At 54.7% G+C, this 18,748-nt stretch carries 19 protein-coding genes and 1 other annotated feature; of the genes, 14 read left to right on the top strand and 5 right to left on the bottom strand.

Translation table 11 applies throughout. The features are described 5' to 3' along the window. Positions 1-48: 48 nt before the first annotated feature. A complete protein-coding gene (locus BN348_RS13015; protein WP_052446724.1) occupies positions 49-816 on the bottom strand; it encodes a cell wall hydrolase in 768 nt (255 codons plus the stop codon). Positions 817-1,145: 329 nt separating this feature from the next. Between BN348_RS13015 and BN348_RS05060 the strand changes: the two genes are divergently transcribed. Next, positions 1,146-1,667 (top strand): DinB family protein, encoded by a 522-nt coding sequence (locus tag BN348_RS05060; RefSeq protein ID WP_040196670.1) that lies wholly within the window; start codon positions 1,146-1,148, stop codon positions 1,665-1,667. 266 nt (positions 1,668-1,933) lie between these two features. Here BN348_RS05060 and BN348_RS05055 read toward each other — a convergent pair whose 3' ends face one another. Both BN348_RS05055 and BN348_RS05050 read right to left on the bottom strand, forming a co-directional pair. Next, a complete protein-coding gene (locus BN348_RS05055) occupies positions 1,934-2,707 on the bottom strand; it encodes a tyrosine-protein phosphatase (RefSeq protein ID WP_156136415.1) in 774 nt (257 codons plus the stop codon). 125 nt (positions 2,708-2,832) lie between these two features. Beyond that, on the bottom strand, positions 2,833-3,207 hold the full coding sequence (locus BN348_RS05050; RefSeq protein WP_040196669.1) for a PH domain-containing protein: 375 nt from the start codon (positions 3,205-3,207) through the stop codon (positions 2,833-2,835). A gap of 192 nt (positions 3,208-3,399) precedes the next feature. After that, positions 3,400-3,646, top strand: a binding site (T-box leader). Between the two features lie 50 nt (positions 3,647-3,696). Between BN348_RS05050 and trpE the strand changes: the two genes are divergently transcribed. From trpE to BN348_RS05010, 8 genes are all read left to right on the top strand, one after another. Then, positions 3,697-5,154, top strand: a complete 1,458-nt coding sequence (gene trpE, locus BN348_RS05045; RefSeq protein WP_040196667.1) for an anthranilate synthase component I — start codon at positions 3,697-3,699, stop codon at positions 5,152-5,154. Then, positions 5,154-5,735 carry an anthranilate synthase component II gene (locus tag BN348_RS05040; RefSeq protein ID WP_040196666.1) on the top strand — a complete coding sequence of 194 codons (582 nt, stop codon included), beginning with the start codon at positions 5,154-5,156 and terminating at the stop codon, positions 5,733-5,735. Before trpE ends, BN348_RS05040 begins: the two co-directional genes overlap by 1 nt. Then, positions 5,732-6,751, top strand: a complete 1,020-nt coding sequence (trpD, locus tag BN348_RS05035; RefSeq protein WP_040196665.1) for an anthranilate phosphoribosyltransferase — start codon at positions 5,732-5,734, stop codon at positions 6,749-6,751. The genes BN348_RS05040 and trpD overlap by 4 nt, the downstream gene beginning before the upstream one ends. Further along, a complete protein-coding gene (trpC, locus tag BN348_RS05030; protein WP_040196664.1) occupies positions 6,748-7,539 on the top strand; it encodes an indole-3-glycerol phosphate synthase TrpC in 792 nt (263 codons plus the stop codon). The genes trpD and trpC overlap by 4 nt, the downstream gene beginning before the upstream one ends. Before the next feature lie 181 nt (positions 7,540-7,720). Next, entirely contained in the window at positions 7,721-8,335 is a 615-nt protein-coding gene (locus BN348_RS05025) for a phosphoribosylanthranilate isomerase (protein ID WP_040196663.1), read from the top strand. After that, the gene (gene trpB, locus BN348_RS05020; RefSeq protein ID WP_040196662.1) at positions 8,336-9,520 is read left to right on the top strand and encodes a tryptophan synthase subunit beta; all 1,185 of its coding nucleotides are present in this window, start codon (positions 8,336-8,338) and stop codon (positions 9,518-9,520) included. It abuts the gene before it with no gap. Further along, positions 9,513-10,283 carry a tryptophan synthase subunit alpha gene (gene trpA / locus BN348_RS05015; protein WP_040196661.1) on the top strand — a complete coding sequence of 257 codons (771 nt, stop codon included), beginning with the start codon at positions 9,513-9,515 and terminating at the stop codon, positions 10,281-10,283. The genes trpB and trpA overlap by 8 nt, the downstream gene beginning before the upstream one ends. Positions 10,284-10,425: 142 nt before the next feature. After that, a complete protein-coding gene (locus tag BN348_RS05010) occupies positions 10,426-11,136 on the top strand; it encodes a DUF5714 domain-containing protein (RefSeq protein ID WP_040196659.1) in 711 nt (236 codons plus the stop codon). A 184-nt stretch (positions 11,137-11,320) separates the two neighbouring features. Here BN348_RS05010 and cysK read toward each other — a convergent pair whose 3' ends face one another. Then, positions 11,321-12,253, bottom strand: coding sequence for a cysteine synthase A (cysK, locus tag BN348_RS05005; RefSeq protein ID WP_040196657.1), 933 nt, complete (start codon positions 12,251-12,253; stop codon positions 11,321-11,323). 23 nt (positions 12,254-12,276) lie between these two features. Beyond that, the gene (locus BN348_RS05000) at positions 12,277-13,557 is read right to left on the bottom strand and encodes an O-acetylhomoserine aminocarboxypropyltransferase/cysteine synthase family protein (protein ID WP_040196656.1); all 1,281 of its coding nucleotides are present in this window, start codon (positions 13,555-13,557) and stop codon (positions 12,277-12,279) included. A 364-nt stretch (positions 13,558-13,921) separates the two neighbouring features. On the opposite strand from BN348_RS05000, the gene BN348_RS04995 reads away from it, so the two are divergent. The 5 genes from BN348_RS04995 (at position 13,922) to BN348_RS04975 (ending at position 18,617) form a co-directional block, all read left to right on the top strand. Then, positions 13,922-14,356: an RrF2 family transcriptional regulator gene (locus BN348_RS04995; protein ID WP_040196655.1), complete on the top strand. Its 435-nt coding sequence runs from the start codon at positions 13,922-13,924 to the stop codon at positions 14,354-14,356. Further along, positions 14,353-14,790 carry an RrF2 family transcriptional regulator gene (locus BN348_RS04990; RefSeq protein ID WP_040196654.1) on the top strand — a complete coding sequence of 146 codons (438 nt, stop codon included), beginning with the start codon at positions 14,353-14,355 and terminating at the stop codon, positions 14,788-14,790. The genes BN348_RS04995 and BN348_RS04990 overlap by 4 nt, the downstream gene beginning before the upstream one ends. 461 nt (positions 14,791-15,251) lie before the next feature. Further along, positions 15,252-16,568 (top strand): sensor histidine kinase, encoded by a 1,317-nt coding sequence (locus BN348_RS04985; protein WP_040196653.1) that lies wholly within the window; start codon positions 15,252-15,254, stop codon positions 16,566-16,568. Between the two features lie 18 nt (positions 16,569-16,586). After that, positions 16,587-17,039, top strand: coding sequence for a GNAT family N-acetyltransferase (locus BN348_RS04980; RefSeq protein ID WP_040196652.1), 453 nt, complete (start codon positions 16,587-16,589; stop codon positions 17,037-17,039). A gap of 138 nt (positions 17,040-17,177) precedes the next feature. Beyond that, positions 17,178-18,617, top strand: coding sequence for an MATE family efflux transporter (locus BN348_RS04975; RefSeq protein ID WP_082020798.1), 1,440 nt, complete (start codon positions 17,178-17,180; stop codon positions 18,615-18,617). Positions 18,618-18,748: the final 131 nt, after the last annotated feature.

Genomic DNA, 18,748 nt, shown 5'->3' with positions numbered 1-18,748 from the left:
TGCAACAGAAAAATGGAGGAGGGCAATCCCTCCTCCATCGGCATTGTTCTAAATCCGGCAGAAATAGTGGCAGCAGATTTTTGTATCGATGCGGTCATTGAGCGGCTCGCGGCTGAAATATACAACATCATCCGAAAGCACATCGGTTTTTCCCTGCAGCACAAGGGCAATGTTATCATATTCCCGCTGTGTGGGCCGCGCGGTGTCCAGATAATATACGCTGGTAAACTGGCCCCGCTGGTAAATCACATCGTGAATGGAATTTGGGAACCGGCTGTTCAGCACCCGGTTGAACACAACCTCGACGACCCCCTGCTGCCCCTCATCCGGTTCCCCGCGGGATTCTATCCAGACGATCTTCGCAAGCAGCTCCAGCTCCTCATCGGTGATGGCATTCTGGACCGCCGTATAACGGTGTGTCTTTGCCGAAGAAGATTCGGCTTCCGGCTCTGCGGACTGTCCGGAAGGCTGAGGCTGAGCTTCATTCTCCGCCGTTTCGGATTCCTGCGGCGCCGATGCTTCGTCATCCGCTTTGTCCGCAGCGGCCTGATTCTGTACGAACACCTCATCCGCTTTTTCTCCGGTCCGCTTCACATCTAACTGCACAGGCAGGCGGGCGCTTTCAAACCACTGCGGTCCATCACTGGCGCACGCCTGAACCATGGTATTTTTATCTGAATCAATCGTACCTTCCATTGCCGCAGTACTGCCGCCCTCATCCAGGCTGTGCTGTCCGGTCCAGACAACCGCAAACAGCATTCCGCTCATGGCAATTCCCCAAAGGCTGCGCACCACGCCGGTTCTTTTCAGTTTCAATAGGTTCCTGATAACATCACCTTCCACTGTTGGATTTCATATCTGCCGACTGTGCAGACGTACTCTTATTTCCTCTACATCATATGTAACGGATGCCTGCTCGGTTATTGTGGACAATCCTTTTAGCAGATACAACATATATTCTATGCATTCAACGCCGAAGATATGCACGAATCCTGTAGCATCACCCAAAATTTTACAAACAGATCAAGAATTCTAAACCCGCAGACTCGTTTTGCTGCGTTTCATCCAACAGATTCCAATGCTGACTGGACAGCAGGCGGTAAAAGGTGTAAACTGAATGGTATTACGGATGAGGAGATGATACATTGAAACAGGAATCCCTTTCAACCGTTATCCGGGAACTGACATGGCGGGCATTGTGGGAGGTCCGGAATGTGGTTGCCTGCATCCCGGACGACAGGTGGGAAAGCCTTCGCTGCGGCGTGCCGCTTTATCAGCACGTCTATCATATGCTGCATTCCCTGGACCGCTGGATGATCAATCCCAGCGCCGGTTACAAAGAGCCGCCGATTCATCATCCGAATCTTAACAATCTGGATATTCCTGCGTCCAAGCCGCTGAGCCGTGCAGAAATCCAGGCATATCTCTCCGGCATCTGTGCAAAGATCGCCGCCTATCTTGATACGCTGACCGACGACATGCTTCTGGAGTATCCGCCGAACTGCCCGTACACCCGCTTCACACTGATTCTGGCGCAGCATCGCCATCTTCATACGCATATGGGGATGCTGATGGGGTTCATCGTCGACGATACCGGCCGCTGGCCCCATGTCGTCGGGCTGGAAGGCGCATTTGAGCCGCAGGGCCTTGGGCTGTTCGAATCATAACGCAATAAAAAGGTTTTGCATTCATCCGTTGACAAGGACAGAAGGACCGCCGGTTCGAAGGTTCAAATGACGGCACAAAGGGCCTTCTTCATTCATCCGTTGACGAGGACTGAAAGATCGTCGGTTCAAAAATTATAACCACGGCACGAAAATCTTTTTTGATTCATTTATCGAATTTTCCCGATCAACTCTTTATCTTCGATCCTGGCACCCACATTCGAGGAAACGATAAAAACGCTGCATGGACATCCCATGCAGCGTTTTTTCTATGTAATGAACTTTTTACGTACCGTGCGGATTTCCTGATCTGACAGCCCGCACCGCCGAAGATAATAAAACGCGCCGCCATAGCGCTCCCGCAGATGGATCAGCGTCATCAGCATATCCTCCTTGTGCGACTGGAACAGGTATTCCGGCGCGTCGATCCCCTGTTTCCTCAGCTCCTCGATCTGGCGCTTCGACGCCTCGTAGATGTTGCGCTCACTGATCGCGTAGTCCTCGATCACATCATCGTCCACGACGCCGGCCAGCTTGAGCAGCAGCATCGCCAGCACGCCGGTGCGGTCCTTTCCCGCGGCGCAGTTGAACAGGGACAGCCCCTTTGTTTCACCGAACAGCCGAAAAATCGTCCGGTAATTGTCAAATGAGTGATCCAGCAGATAGCAGTACATATCCCCCATCGACCGCGGAAGCTGCCCCTCAAACATTGCGGACTGCACCCCGTCGAACATCGCGATATGTTCATACCGCACGCCTTCCACCCCGCAAAGCCGTGAAGGCTTGCGTTCCAGCTCCTGCCCGCTGCGCAGATCGACGACCAGCCGCAGACCCATATCCAGCAGCTGATTGATATCCGCATCGGTGAGCCGGTGCAGCCCGTCTGAGCGCAGGAACACGCCTTTCTTTGTCTGATAGCCGTCCAGCGTTGGATAGCCGCCCAAATCCCGCACATTGTTCGCGCCCTCCAGCAGGATGCGGCGGCCGGTCTGGTCAATCGGCATGGCTCTCCCCCATTTCTTTTCTGCACCGCATCGTTTCAACGGTATGACACCTGACTGCCGCCATGCATGACCCGAATCCGCAGCTTCCGTTTTGATCGGCACAATGTCGAATTAAGCCTGTACGACATACAGTTTTCATGCTCCTGTCATCCGGCAGCAATCTCTTAGAGTACATACTCCCCGATGACGCGGCAGATTTCGGAGACATTGCTGCCGCCGGTCAGTTCAAATTTGACCTTTCCGAGGCCGGAGAAGTAAAGCTCCAGCTCGCTGTCCATATCGAACACGCCCGATGTCTCAATCGCAAACACCTGCACCTTGCGGTACGGCAGGGAGGTGAACGACTTCTTCTTGCCGGTCATCCCCTGCACATTGATCACGATAATCCGTTTGTTTGTGAACACGATGCCGTCCCGCACGGTCTGGTAAACGCTGATGACCATCTCCCCCTTGACCATTAACGGAACGATTTGTTTGTCAAAGGTGTCATTCTTCACCTGTTTCAATTTAAAGACGCTGCCATTCTCAAAATCAATCATACGATCTTCCCCCAATAAATATTTTTTCCATTATAGCAAAAAAGGCGCGGAATGTAAAGAAATGCCGAAAAATCCGATGCATCCTCGGCTTTTGCGTTTCCTGTGAAGGATCTTTTTCTGCGTTCCCAGAAAAAAATCTGAAAGCGGGCTCTTGACAAATGGAAACCGCGGGCGTATAATAAGCGTCATAAAAGCAAACCGTTGAGCAAGAGGAGTACGTAGATACGGGTGTATGCAGAGAGCCGCTAACTGGTGGGAATGCGGCAGCACAGTGTTTACCGAATGGGCTTGTGAGGGCAGTCCGAAACTTCGAGAGAAGCAGTAGGCGCTGACGGCATCCTGTCCGTTATCATGCAGGGCGCATATGTTCGTATGCAGTGAGCGGGCGTTTTTACGCCAATCTGGGTGGTACCGCAGAAGCACAGCTTTTGTCCCTTTCTTTGTAAGGGATAAAGGCTTTTTTTATTTTTATAAAGGAGTGAACTCAGCATGATCAGACCCGCTTATCATGAAATTACCTCTCTGAAACAGGATTACAGCATCATCCCGGTCTGCAGGGAGATTTACGCCGACGTCGTCACGCCGATTACGCTGCTTCGCAAGATTGCAAAGCTCAGCCGGCAGTATTACCTGCTTGAAAGCATCGAGGGAGGGGAACAGTGGGGACGCTACTCCTTTTTGGGATATGATCCCGTCATCCGCGTGCGCTGCAAAAACGGCGTCGTGACCATCGAGAACGGCGAAGCCAAACGCATCGAGACAGACGATCCCATGCAGGTGCTGCGCGATATTCTGAAAGACTACCAAACCCCGCGTTTTGACTATATGCCGCCGTTCACCGGCGGGCTGGTCGGCTACTTTGCCTATGAGATGATCCGGTACGCCGAGCCGGTGCTCAAATTGCAGGAAAGCGACTGCGACGACTTCGACCTGATGCTGTTTGACAAGGTCATCGCCTACGATCATCTGAAACAGAAGATCGACATCGTGGTCAACATTCGAACCGACGCGCTGGAAGAGAACTACCGGCAGGCGCTGCTCGAGCTTGACAGGATCACCGCGCTGATTGAGGACCCGTCCGCGCTGCCGAAAGAAAAGGCGGATGAACATCCGGTCTTCACCTGCAATCTCTCCAAGGAGCAGTACTGCGACCGGGTCGACAAGGCCAAGGAGCACATCCTGGACGGCGACATCTTCCAGATCGTCCCGTCCCGCCGGTTTGAAACCGACTATGCCAGCAGCCTGATGAACGCCTACCGCGTACTGCGCACCACAAACCCTTCGCCGTACATGGTCTACCTGCAGACCGGCGACGTACAGATAGCGGGCACCTCGCCCGAAACGCTCATCAAGCTGAACGCCGGGCATCTCAGCACCTTCCCGGTCGCCGGCACCCGGCCGCGCGGCAGGACGCCGGAGGAAGACCTTCGGCTGGAGGAAGAGCTTTTAAACGATGAGAAGGAGCTTGCCGAACACAATATGCTGGTCGACCTGGCCCGCAACGACATCGGCAAAATTTCGAAGTTCGGTTCGGTCAGGGTCGAGCAGTACATGAAGATCCACCGCTACTCGCAGGTCATGCACATCACCTCGGTGGTCGGCGGCACGATCAGACAGGAATACGACGCGCTCGACGCGATTGCGGCGGCGCTCCCGGCCGGCACGCTCTCCGGCGCGCCGAAGATCCGGGCCTGCGAGATCATAAACAAACTGGAACCCTGCGCGCGCGGCATTTACGGCGGCGCGATCGGATACATCGATTTCTCCGGCAATATGGACACCTGCATCGCCATCCGCATGGCCGTCAAGAAGAACGGCAGGGTCTACGTGCAGGCGGGCGGCGGCGTGGTCGCCGACAGCGTTCCGGAGAATGAATACATGGAATCGGGCAACAAGGCCAAGGCGATCATAAACGCCGTGTGCAAGGCAAGCGAGGTGAACGACTGATGGTACTCTTGATCGACAATTACGACAGCTTTTCCTATAACCTTTACCAGCAGGTGGGCTCCATCCGCAGGGATATCCGGGTCATCCGCAATGACGAGATGTCAGCAGAGCAAATCCGGGCGCTCAAACCGTCGCACATCATCCTCTCCCCCGGCCCCGGCTATCCGAAGGACGCCGGCGTCTGCGAGGACGTGATACATCAGTTGAAGGGCGTTGTCCCCCTCCTCGGCGTATGCCTTGGGCACCAGGCCATCTGCGAGGTCTTCGGCGCGCAGATCTGCCATGCCAGGGAGCTGATGCACGGCAAGCAGAGCATGATCCACATCGCGAACGGAAGCGCCATCTTCAAGGGCTTGCCGCCGATCATGAAGGCGGCCCGCTATCATTCGCTGATCGCGAAGCGCAACACCCTGCCGGATGAACTTCTGGTCATCGCGGAGGATGCAAACGGCGAGGTCATGGCGGTTAAACACCGCGACTATGAAATCTACGGCGTACAGTTCCATCCGGAATCGATCCTGACGCCGGAAGGCATACAGATCACCGAAAACTTTCTGCGGATTGGGGGAAATGAGCAATGATCAGGGAAGCCATTGTCAAGCTGCTGGACCGGCAGAACCTCACGCTTGAGGAAGCGAAGGCCGTTATGGATGAAATCATGCAGGGCAAAGCGACAAACGCGCAGATCGGCTCGTTCCTGACCGCGATGCGCATGAAGGGCGAAACCATCGAGGAGATCACGGCCTGCGCGATGATCATGCGCAAGCTCTGCACCAAGCTTCAGCACGACCGGGATGTGCTGGAGATCGTCGGCACCGGCGGCGACGGGGCCTACACCTTCAACATCTCGACCGTATCGGCCCTGGTCATCGCGGCGGCGGGCGTTCCGGTCGCGAAGCACGGCAACCGCAGCGTGTCGAGCAAATGCGGCAGCGCGGATGTGCTCGAAGCGCTCGGCGTCAAGATCGACTTGAACGCACAGCAGAGCGCAAAGGTTCTGCGGGATACCGGTATCTGCTTCATGTTCGCGCCTGCCTACCACGCGTCGATGAAATACGCGGCTCCCGTACGAAAGGAGCTTGGCGTGCGGACCATCTTCAACATTTTGGGCCCGCTCGCGAATCCGGCGGGGGCAAACCTGCAGCTTCTGGGCGTCTACGATGAAAACCTGGTGGAGCCGCTGGCACGCACCTTGTCGAACCTCGGCGTCAAGCGCGCGATGGTGGTCTACGGGCATGACGGGCTTGACGAGGTCACCCTCTGCAGCTCCTCGACCGTCTGCGAGGTCAACGACGGCAAGCTCAACAGCTTCTTTCTGGATCCGAAGCAGTTCGGCTTCTCCACCTGTACGCCGGGAGACCTGGTCGGCGGCAATCCGCAGGAAAACGCGCAGATCGCGCGCGACATCCTGGACGGAATGCCCGGGCCGAAGCGGGACATCGTGCTGCTCAACGCGGCGGTCTGCCTGTATATGGCCTACAGCAACATCACACTGCGCGAATGTGTGAAGCTCGCGGCCGACACGATCGATTCCGGGAAGGCCAAGCGGAAGCTCGAGCAGTTCATCCGACTCTCAAACGAGGTGGCCGCCGAATGATACTGGATAGGATCGCAGGAGCGACGAGAAAGCGGGTTGGCCTGCTCAAGGATATGATCGCGCCCGACGCGATGAAGAAGCAGGCGCTTTCCCTGCCGGTGCTGAACCCGTTCCGATTTGAGAAATCGCTTCAAAAGGACGACATCGCGTTCATCTGTGAAATCAAAAAGGCCTCCCCTTCCAAAGGCGTCATTGCCGGGGAGTTTCCCTACCTCGACATCGCGCGGGATTACGAAGCAGCCGGCGCGGACGCGATTTCGGTGCTGACCGAGCCGGAGTTCTTTCTCGGCAGCAGCCGGTATCTGCATGAAATCCACCGGACGGTGTCCCTGCCGCTGCTGCGCAAGGACTTCACGGTCGACGAATACCAGATCTACGAGGCGAAAACGCTCGGCGCCGGCGCGGTGCTGCTGATCTGCGCGCTGCTCGACACCGACACGCTGCGGGCATACCTACAGATCTCCGATGCACTGGGGCTGTCCGCACTGGTGGAAGCGCACGACGAAGCCGAAATAGAATCGGCTCTGCGGGCCGGGGCACGGCTCATCGGCGTCAACAACCGCAACCTGAAAAGCTTTGCGGTGGATGTGAACAACTGCACACGCCTGCGCAGCCTCGTCGGAGACGGCGCGCTGTTTGTGGCGGAAAGCGGCATCCGCTCCCCTGAAGAGATCGCGCTGCTGCGGGAAGCGAAGGTGGACGCGGTACTCATCGGCGAAACGATGATGCGCGCGCCGGACAAAACCGAGATGCTTACCCATCTAAAAGGTGAAGGGCAAAAGGGATAGATGTCAGAACGATCATCGAGATTCCACTGTGCCGCCTGTAAAAAGCGATCCATATCCTCTTGTAAAGATACGCCGGCAGCCATGCAGATTTCCGTCAGCGTATCCGGGAAGCGGGCAGACAGCCTTCCGGCAGAGCAAGGAATGCAGTGAATATCTACAGTCCAAAAGGCGGGAGACCGATATGACCAAGATTAAAATCTGCGGGCTGACAAGGCCCGAGGATATTCAATATGTAAACGAAGCGCGGCCCGACTACATCGGCTTTGTATTTGCCGAAAGCCGGCGGCGCGTCACCATAGACCAGGCGGCCGGGCTGCGGGAGATGCTGCACGCTTCGATTCGTCCGGTCGGCGTATTTGTGAACGAACCGGCCGAACAGATTGCGGAAATCTGCCGGCGCGGCATCATCGACATCGTGCAGCTGCACGGCGACGAGGATGAAGGCTACATACGCCGGCTCCGGACGCTGACCGGCCATCCGGTTCTGAAGGCCGTGCGGGTCCGCTGCAGAGAAGACATCCTGAAAGCCGAACAGCTCCCGTGCGAACGGCTGCTGCTGGACACCTACTCGAAGCGGCAGTACGGCGGATGCGGCGAAGTTTTCAGCTGGGAGCTGATTCCCGCTTCGGCAAAACCCTACTTTCTGGCCGGCGGGCTGACAGCTGAGAACATCGAAACGGCTGTGCGGACGCTGCGCCCCTATGCCGTGGATGTCAGCAGCGGCGTGGAGACCGGCGGGTACAAGGACCCGCAGAAAATCTTTGAACTGATTGAACGTGTGAGGAGCGTGGAGTAAATGTCTAAGGGAAGATTTGGCGCATTCGGCGGACAGTACATCCCCGAAACGCTGATGAACGCCGTCAACGAACTCGAAGCGGCGTATGAGCACTATAAAAACGACCCCCAGTTCGTCGCTGAGCTGGACGCACTGCTGAAAGACTATGCGGGCAGGCCGTCCCTGCTGTACTATGCGGAAAAGATGACCCGGGAGCTTGGCGGCGCGAAGATCTACCTGAAGCGCGAGGATCTCAATCATACCGGTTCCCATAAGATCAACAACGTGCTGGGCCAGGTGCTTCTCGCCAAGAAGATGGGCAAGAAGCGGGTCATCGCGGAGACCGGCGCGGGACAGCACGGCGTGGCGACCGCCACAGCCGCCGCGCTGATGGGTATGGAATGCGAGATCTTCATGGGCAAGGAGGACACCGACCGGCAGGCGCTGAACGTCTTCCGCATGGAGCTGCTCGGCGCGAAGGTCCATGCCGTGACCAGCGGCACCATGACGCTGAAGGACGCGGTCAACGAAACCCTGCGCGAATGGACCGCACGCGTCGAGGACACCCACTATGTGCTCGGCTCGGTCATGGGCCCGCATCCGTTCCCGATGATCGTGCGCGATTTTCAGAAGGTCATCGGCGAAGAGGTCCGGCAGCAGATGCTCGAAAAGGAAGGCAAGCTTCCGGACGTGCTGATCGCCTGTGTCGGCGGCGGCAGCAACGCGATGGGGCTGTTCTACGACTTCATCGGCGACAGGGATGTGCGGCTGATCGGCTGTGAAGCGGCCGGACACGGCGTCGATACCGACAAGAACGCCGCGACGATTGCCAACGGCACGCTCGGCGTCTTCCACGGCATGAAGTCCTACTTCTGCCAGGATGAATACGGCCAGATCGCGCCGGTCTACTCGATCTCGGCAGGGCTCGATTACCCGGGTATCGGCCCGGAGCACGCTCAGCTGCACGACACTGGCCGCGCGGAATATGTCTCCATCACCGATGCCGAGGCGGTCAGCGCGTTCGAATACCTGTCGCGCACCGAGGGCATCATTCCGGCGATTGAAAGCTCGCACGCCGTGGCCTATGCGCGCAGGCTCGCGCCGGCCATGAAGAAGGACCAGATCATTGTCGTCAACCTCTCCGGCCGCGGAGACAAGGATGTGGCGGCGATCGCACGTTACCGGGGGGTGGAACTCTATGAATAGAATCGAAAAAGCGTTCCGGAATGGAACCGCGTTTATCCCGTTCATCACAGCCGGAGACCCGAATCTGGATGTCACCGAACAGCTGGTCGTCAGGATGGCCGCATCCGGCGCGGACCTGATCGAGCTGGGCGTCCCGTTCTCCGACCCGGTCGCCGAGGGACCGGTCATCCAGCAGGCCAACGAACGCGCGCTGGCGGCAGGCGTCACGACCGACGGCGTGTTCGAAATGGTGAAGCGCGTCCGCAAACAGACCGATATCCCGCTGGTCTTTCTGACCTATGTCAACCCGGTCTACACCTACGGCACTGAGCGCTTTATGCGGAACTGCGCGGACAGCGGCGTGGACGGCCTGATCGTGCCGGACCTCCCCTATGAGGAGAAGGATGAGCTGCTTCCCTTCGCGAAGAAGCACGGCATCAAGCTGATCGCCCTGGTTGCGCCGACCTCGCAGGAACGCATCCGGATGATTGCCAAAGAAGCCGAGGGCTTTGTCTACTGCGTCTCCTCGATGGGCGTGACCGGTGTGCGCAGCCAGATCAAGACCAACCTGTCCGCGATGATCGCGTCGGTCAAGGCCGCGAACGATCTCCCCTGCGCAATCGGCTTCGGCATCGCTTCGCCGGAGCAGGCGCACGAGATGGGAGAAATCGCCGACGGCGTGATCGTCGGCAGCGCGATTGTCAAAATCATCGAACAGTACGGAGAAGCCTGCGTCGGCCCGGTCGGCGATTATGTGGCTGAGATGAAACAGGCCGCTCTTTAGCGTCAGACACAGCCCGCGGCATCAAAGAAACGCATACAGCCCCTGTACCGTCTTCTTCGAAGGAAGCACCGGACAGGGGCTGTACTTCTGTCTGCGGGTATGCTATACTAAAAAGCAGCTTTCGGAAGGGTTGTGTGGTATTATGGGAAAGGCATTGGAATGTCTGATCTGTTCAGAGCCGCTCCTCTATTTGGAGAAACAGGAGAAAATGGTCTGCAGCTTTTGCCAGAGGAAGTTTGACAGCTATGTCAAATGCATCCACGGTCATTATATCTGCGACACCTGTCATGAAGCTCAGGGACTGAAAGCGATCAGGGAAACCTGCCTGGCGTCTTCGTCGAGAAATCCGGCCGCGCTCGCGCTTCAGATCATGCGGAATCCTGCCATCTACATGCACGGGCCCGAGCACCATACGCTTGTAGGAGCCGTTCTGCTAGCCTCTTTCAAGCAGGCCGGCGGAGATATCATGCTTTTGCAGGCGCTCGAGGAAATGCAGCGGCGCGGCAGTCAGCTTCCCGGCGGGATCTGCGGCCTGTACGGATGCTGCGGCGCCGCCGTGAGCGCGGGCGCATTTTACAGCATCGTCACAAACGCGATACCGCTTTCAGGCCATGTCTGGGGACAGGGCAACCAGCTGACGGCAGCGTGTCTCATGCGCATCGGCCAGCTGGGCGGGCCGAGATGCTGCAAGCGCGATTCCCTGACAGCCATCCTTACGGCGGTGGATTTTGTAAGCGAGCATCTGGGAATCACCATGGAAACGGATGAGCAGGTGCTCTGTCCGTTTTCGGAAAAGAACGCTCAGTGCATCCGCAGAAAATGCCCCTATTACAGCAAATCCGTCCCCAGATAATCAACATTCTCCCAAGAACACACGTCCATTTAGATTCCATGCCTTCAGAACAGCATCGTGTCCGTTTTGAAGGCATGTTTGCAGAGCATTTATTTATAGCACAATTCTTTATATCTTTTCTTTCAGAGTAAAAAAGAGGAATCATTTCAAACTGCACCACACCTCTTTTTCACTTCAGTAATAATTACTCTTCTCCAAACAACGCGGTGGAAAGGTATCGTTCCCCGGTGTCCGGCAGCAGCACAACGATGCGTTTACCCTGATTCTCCGGACGCTGCGCGAGCTTTGCCGCGGCAAAGGCCGCCGCGCCGGACGAAATACCGACCAGAAGCCCCTCGTTCTCCGCAATGCCGCGCGAAGTCTCGAACGCCTCTTCATTCCTGACCGTGACGATCTCATCGATCAGGCTCGTATCAAGAATATCCGGCACAAAGCCTGCGCCGATGCCCTGGATTTTATGCGGTCCGGCCTTTCCTTCAGAGAGAACCGGGGAATCCGTCGGTTCGACTGCCACGACCTTGACATCCGGATTCTGTTCCTTGAGATATCTTCCGACGCCGGTGATCGTGCCGCCGGTGCCGATGCCGGCAACAAAGATATCCACCTTGCCGTCGGTATCGTTCCAGATCTCGCGGGCGGTCGTGTCATAATGCATCTGTACGTTCGCCGGGTTCACAAACTGTCCCGGCAGATAGGAATTCTCATATTCTTCGGAAAGCGCCTTTGCTTTCGCGATGGCTCCCTTCATGCCGTCCTTGCCCGGGGTCAGCACCAGCTCGGCGCCCAGCGCTTTCAGCAGCTTCCGGCGTTCGATGCTCATCGTGTCGGGCATGGTGATGATCAGGCGGTAACCCTTTGCAGCCGCCACAAAGGCAAGCGCGACGCCAGTGTTGCCGCTGGTCGGCTCGATGATCACGGAATCCGGTTTGAGAAGGCCCTTGTCCTCAGCATCTTTGATGAGAGCATAGCCGACGCGGTCCTTCACCGAGGACAGCGGATTAAAATATTCGAGCTTGGCGACCAGTTCGGCCTGCAAGCCATGTTTTTTCTCATAGTTGTTCAATCTTAAAAGTGGGGTGCCGCCGATGAGGTCCGTCAGATTTCCTGCAATTTTCATAAAGAATCATCTCCAAATATTTTTTAGATTTTTGACAATGCAAGCTCGATGTCTTCAATCAAATCGTCTACATGCTCCAATCCGACCGACAGCCGGATCTGATCGTCGCTGACGCCCGCCGTTCTCTGCTCCTCAGCGGAAAGCTGCTGATGCGTCGTCGAAGCCGGATGAATCACCAGGCTCTTGGCGTCCGCCACATTCGCGAGGTTTGAGAAGATCTCCAGCGCGTCGATGAACCTGCGCGCTTCCTCAGAGCCGCCCTTCACACCGAATGTGAAGATGGAGCCCGCGCCCTTCGGAAAGTACTTCTGCGCGAGCGCATGATACGGGTTTCCCTCCAACGACGGATGGTTGACCCATGCGACCTTGGGATGCTTCTGAAGATACCGTGCAATTTTCAGCGCATTTTCGACATGCCGCTGCACACGGATGGATAAGGTCTCCAGTCCCTGCAGGAACAGGAACGCGTTGAACGGGCTTAAGCACGCGCCGGTGTCTCGGAGAAGCTGGACGCGGGCTTTGGTGATGTAGGCCGCCGCGCCGATGTCCGACGCATAGCGCACACCTCCATAGCTGCGGTCCGGTTCGGTCAGGCAGGCAAAGCGTCCGCTCGCCGCCCAGTCGAATCTTCCGCCGTCGACAATCACGCCGCCGATCGAGGTTCCGTGGCCGCCGATAAACTTGGTGGCCGAATGCACGACGATGTCGGCGCCGAACTCGAACGGACGGATCAGATACGGGGTGCCGAAGGTGTTGTCGACGATCAGCGGCAGCCCGTGCCGGTGCGCTAGCTCCGCGAGCCGCTCGATGTCCACAATGTTGATGCCCGGATTGCCCAGGGATTCGATGTAAACCGCCCGGGTCCGCTCATTGATCGCGGCTTCAAAGTTTTCGACATCCTCCGGGTCGACAAACACGGTCTTGATGCCGAACTGCGGCAGTGTATCGCTGAACAGGTGGAAGGTGCCGCCGTACAGGGTGGAGGCGGCCACAATCTCATCGCCGGCGTGCGCGATGTTCAGCACAGCATAGGTGATCGCCGCGGAACCGGAGGATGCGGCAAGCGCGCCGACGCCGCCTTCCAATGCGGCCATACGCTGTTCAAACACGTCGACGGTCGGATTCATAATCCTGGAGTAGATGTTGCCGGGCCGTTTGAGCGCAAACAGGTCTTCGGCATGCGCCGTATCGTCAAATACATAGGAGGATGTCTGGTAAATTGGTACCGCGCGGGATTTTGTGGCAGGATCCACCTGCTGGCCTGCGTGAAGCTGTTTTGTTTCAAATCTGTAGGTTCTGGACATGGTATCAATCCTTTCCAAAATTCATCGTCAATATCAGATTTTATACAATGGCAGCATCACATTCGCTGTGCGGTATATGCGCGGATGTTTATGAAATAGGATATGTCGTTTCCCATTCTTTTATACGGCGTAAGCCGTTCCTGGAAATGCGGCATGCTGTCCACTCCAATCTATCGATTATAATTCCTATCGATTTGATAGTGATTATAGCAGATAAAGACTACTTTGTCAATAGGAATAATCGGATATTGATAAAAAACGGATTCTATAGTATAATAATAAAATATCGTTTTATTATTTGAAGCAGGTCTCATTTCAAGAACAGCATTGCAGTCAACAGACCCTGAAACAAGAGGTGAAGGTTTTGAAGATATCCACAAAGAGCCGCTACGCGCTGGAGGCTCTTCTTTATATGGCTCTCTACTCCCCGGATGAGGCGATCAGCATCAAGAGGATCGCCGCGGAAACCGGGATTTCTGAAAAATATCTGGAACAGATTTTCCTTGGACTGCGCAGGGCCGGCATTCTGGAAACGGTGCGCGGCGCTAAAGGCGGCTTTCTGCTCGCTTTGAAGCCCGATGAGATTTCCGTCGGGCGCATCCTGCGAACCTTTGAAAAAAACATGGAGCCGGTCGTATGTGTCGGCGACCTGTCCCAATGCAAAAGCTCGGTGCGCGCGACCTGCGTGACGCGGCGGCTCTGGATTCAGATGTATGATTCGGTCAGTGAAATCATCGATACGGTGACGCTGGAAACGCTGATGCGGCGATACCGGGAAGAACAGGAGGCGCTGTCATGAGAATTTCCACCAAAGGGCGCTACGGTCTGCGGGCCATGATCGATCTGGCTCTGCATCAGAAGGATGGCTATATCTCCCTGATGAGCATCGCCAACCGGCAGGATTTGTCGATGAACTATCTGGAAAACATCTTCTCCTCCTTAAAAAAAGCGGGGCTTGTCGTCGCAACGGCAGGTCTGCAGGGCGGTTACCGGCTGGCCGATGAGCCCGGCAGGATCACGCTGCAGTCTATCCTGACCGCTCTGGAGGGCAGCCTTTCGGTGGGGGGGCCGGGCCACACCTCGGAGAAAACGCGGTTCGAGGATTTCCTGAAACGGGAAGTCTGGGATCCCATCGACCAGAATCTGGACAGCCTGTTAAAGGACGTCACCCTTTCGGATATGCTGCTGGAAATCGGCGGACAGGGCTTGGCGCAGGACTGTGCCGCACTTTAGAGGATGATATCTGTCCGCATGGACCAAGTGGTTTTTCAGTCGTTCAATCCCGTTATATCATATAACCGCTTACGGATATTGGACCGTTGTTCCCTTTCAGCTGCCATGATGCGTCTATGTAAAATGCCATGATCGATTCACAGAACACAACATCGGCAGAGCAATTGGACAGGCTCATACGGTATATTGTATAGAAAAATGCATAAAGCCGTGCTGGAATAACCATATCCGTTTCATTGACGCATGATGGACAAATGCCCTGTCATTCATGTTACATTTCTATTTTCGAGACCAATCCATGTAAAAGTAAGAATTTTCATTATGTGCCGCCATTTCCCGAATATTCAAGCATGATTATGCAGTTTTTTCTTTTACAATGTAGAATCTCGACTATTGGAGTTGACTTTTTTATTGTTTTACACTAAAATGAATGGAATAGCAAACATATAAGAGGGGTTTCTATGTTAGACTTGATTTTTAATATTGGGTTAATACTGATCAGCGGTGTCCTGTTGATTCTGCAATACAGTGTTGCTTTGCAGATCTTTGGTGTCACTGTCAGACGGTACAAGCTTCTGCTATCCTGTCTGCCCCCGCTGATAGTCGATATGATCGCTTACTTTTGTCCATCCTTTAGCGGTACGCAAAAGTTTGGAATCTGGATTATTCTCACCTATCTGACATTGCTGGTCTGGTTTCGCATCCGGCCGATACGAAGCGGGCTGATTCTGGGAACCATTATGGTCCTGAGCGGCGCGGTCGAATGTTTCTACTCGATCATTCTGTCAATCTGCGTTCCAGATATGCGCACACATGTTCTCATCCAAAATTCCATCCTGTTCTACATCATTGTCCGGCTCATCTCCTGTTTGCTATGGACCGCCTTTTATCTGCTGGTTAAAAAATGGGAACCCATTATCCGCAATATGGAGAATTCCAAACACATTGTACAGATTATACTGGTCAATGTGGTGTTCCTGATCATGCTGCTCGCACCAAGTATGCTGTTCTTTGAACAGGTCGAATCGGACTTCATGCAGTATGTCAAGCTCTATTATCTGCTGCTTTTGATGCTGATGTTCTGCTATGGTGTCTACAACGTGATCAAAACCAATTTATATCTGCAGCAGGAGCAGAAACTGGAAAGCCAGAAGCTGTACATAGAAACACTGGAATCCGCCAATGACAAGCTTCGCGGATTTAAACATGATTTGAGCAATATCATTTCTTCCATCAACGGATTCATCCACACAGGGCGCTATGACCTGCTGGAACAGTACATGATTGAAATGGACAACTCCTTTACGCCGATCAACAACGCAGGCGTTACAAATGAAAAGCTCAAGGATATCCCCTTGCTTTACGGTGTGCTTCTGGCAAAGATCTCACAGGCTGAGATCCACAACGTCAAGCTGACCGTTACGGTACTGAAAAACGACTTCGATCTGTCCAAGATGCGTCTGCATGATCTGAGCCGCGTGGTCGGAATCCTGCTTGACAACGCGCTGGAAGCGGCGGCGGAAAGCAAAGACCGTCTGGTTGACTTTATCATCGCCGATGAAAAGACCTTTACCGCGCTTCGCATCATCAACACCTGTGACAAACCTGTCGACATCGAATCCATCTTCGAAAAGGGCGTGACCTCCAAAGAGGAACACAGCGGATTCGGTCTGTATGAAGTCCGCAGGATTATTGACCGGTATAACTCGGTCAAACAGAATGTCGTGCTCTATACCGATTATTCGTCCGGTCTGTTTGAGCAGAAGATTTTACTTTAAACAGGAGGTCTATTTGCCGTGTTGGATATTGTAACTGTGGAATCTCCATCCAGGGATAAGGTTCTCATTGCGGATCTGCAGACCATTTGGGAAGCTTCGGTAAGGGAAACGCATCTTTTTCTCAGAGAAGAAGACATTGCCGCGCTGTATCCCATGGTGGCCGATGCGCTTCAGAATGTGGACAAACTGCTGCTGGCACAGCAAAATGGGGAAACCGTCGGTTTTATGGGAGTCGACGGATGCAAAATCGAGATGCTGTTTTTGCATCCCGCTTATTTTGGCAAAGGGTTTGGCAAACGGCTGGTGCAGTATGCAACTGCTGCGCTTGGCGCTGCCTATGTGGATGTAAATGAACAGAACACGCAGGCATTGGCATTTTATCAGCATGTCGGATTTGTGGTAACCGGACGCTCTGAGCTGGATGAACAGGGAAACCATTATCCGATCCTGCATATGAAACGGCTGTCTTGACATTTTGTTCAAAGTTGATTATAATCTATAGAGTGAATACACTGTCGAAAGGGCTATAAATTTTTCTGTTTCTGAGTATAAACAGAGGAATTTATAGCCTTTTCTGCGGCATGATACCAATTACGAAAGGATGATCATATGAAAGAACAGGAAAACATCATGGGAACCAAACGAGTATTTCCGCTGCTGATGTCGATGGCGATACCGCCGATGATCTCCATGCTGATCCAGTCGATGTACAACATTGTGGACAGCATCTTTGTCGCGCAGATGGGCGAAGACGCATTGACCGCTGTATCGCTGGCTTTCCCGCTGCAGAACCTTGTGCTCGCCGTTGCGGTTGGATTGGGCGTAGGGCTCAATTCCTGCATCGCACGCTCGCTGGGCGCCAGAAAATTTGACGAGGTGAACCGCACCGCCACCCACGGCATTGTGTTTACCGCCCTGCATGCGCTGCTGTTTGTCATCCTCGGACTGGTCCTGATTCAGCCGTTCATTCGGATGTTTACCCAAGATGAAACGGTGTTCTCGTATGCCTGCCAGTATTCCTATATCGTCATCTGCTTCTCGTTCGGCAGCCTGTTTCACATCAATATTGAAAAGATGTTCCAGGCCACCGGCAACATGGTCATGCCGATGATCCTGCAGGCTGTCGGCGCTGTGATCAACATCATCTTGGACCCTATCCTGATCTTCGGCAAATTCGGCTTCCCGCAGATGGGCGTTGCGGGCGCCGCCGTCGCCACCATCATCGGGCAGATCACGGCCTGCGTCCTGGCAGTCATACTCTTTGCCCGCAACAGCGGCGGCATTCATATCTCGTTAAAAGGGTTCAAGACGGATGCAGGAATTGCAAAAAGGGTGTACAGTGTGGCGGTACCATCCGCCCTGATGATTGCCATGCCTTCGATTCTCGTCAGCATCCTGAACGGCATTCTGTCGGCGGTTTCACAGACGGCCGTGGCCGTCTTCGGGTTGTATTATAAAATTCAGACATTCGTCTATATGCCGGCCAGCGGTTTGGTGCAGGGCATGCGCCCAATTGTCAGCTACAATTACGGCGCAGGGCTCCAAAAACGGCTGTATGCCACACTGAAGTCCAGTTTGCTGGTCATCGGCGTCATCATGCTCATCGGAACAGGACTGTTTATGCTGATGCCGGAGTCGATCCTGTCGCTTTTCAACGCTACGCAGGATATGATGGACATCGGTGTGCCGGCGCTTCGCATCATCAGCGCGGGATTCCTGTTTTCAACGGTCGGCGTCATCCTGTCGGGTGCGTTCGAAGCGCTTGGGCGCGGACTGCAGTCACTGACCATCACGATGATCCGGCAGCTGATTCTGATTCCGCCCCTCGCGATACTGCTGATGCGGCCGCTTGGCCTTGCCGGCGTCTGGATGACCTTCCCGCTCTCTGAACTGGCTGCAGCAATTGTCGCTGTTTTTCTGTTTTTGTATACAAAAAAGCGATTATACTTGAGTGATTGTCCCACTCAATCCGCCGCAGACAAATCTTTTGCTGCATCAGAGGATATCCTGTCTGATCCCGATGCATCCTCTGAAACCATTTGGGATTGATTGCGGAAGACAGACTGCTTTGGCGCAAAGGTCTTGAACTTACCGATTCATCTAGGCGGGATGGTGTTGTACCGCTGAAGCGCAGCGGTCTTACGCTGATTACCAAGTGAGACTTGGCACAGTGGTTATTT

The sequence above is a fragment of the Candidatus Soleaferrea massiliensis AP7 genome, from assembly GCF_000820765.1.
In the GTDB taxonomy this organism is placed as follows: Bacteria; Bacillota; Clostridia; order Oscillospirales; family Ruminococcaceae; genus Soleaferrea; species Soleaferrea massiliensis.
The sequence above is the reverse complement of the archived record's forward strand: the minus strand, read 5'-3'. Positions and strand labels throughout refer to the sequence as shown.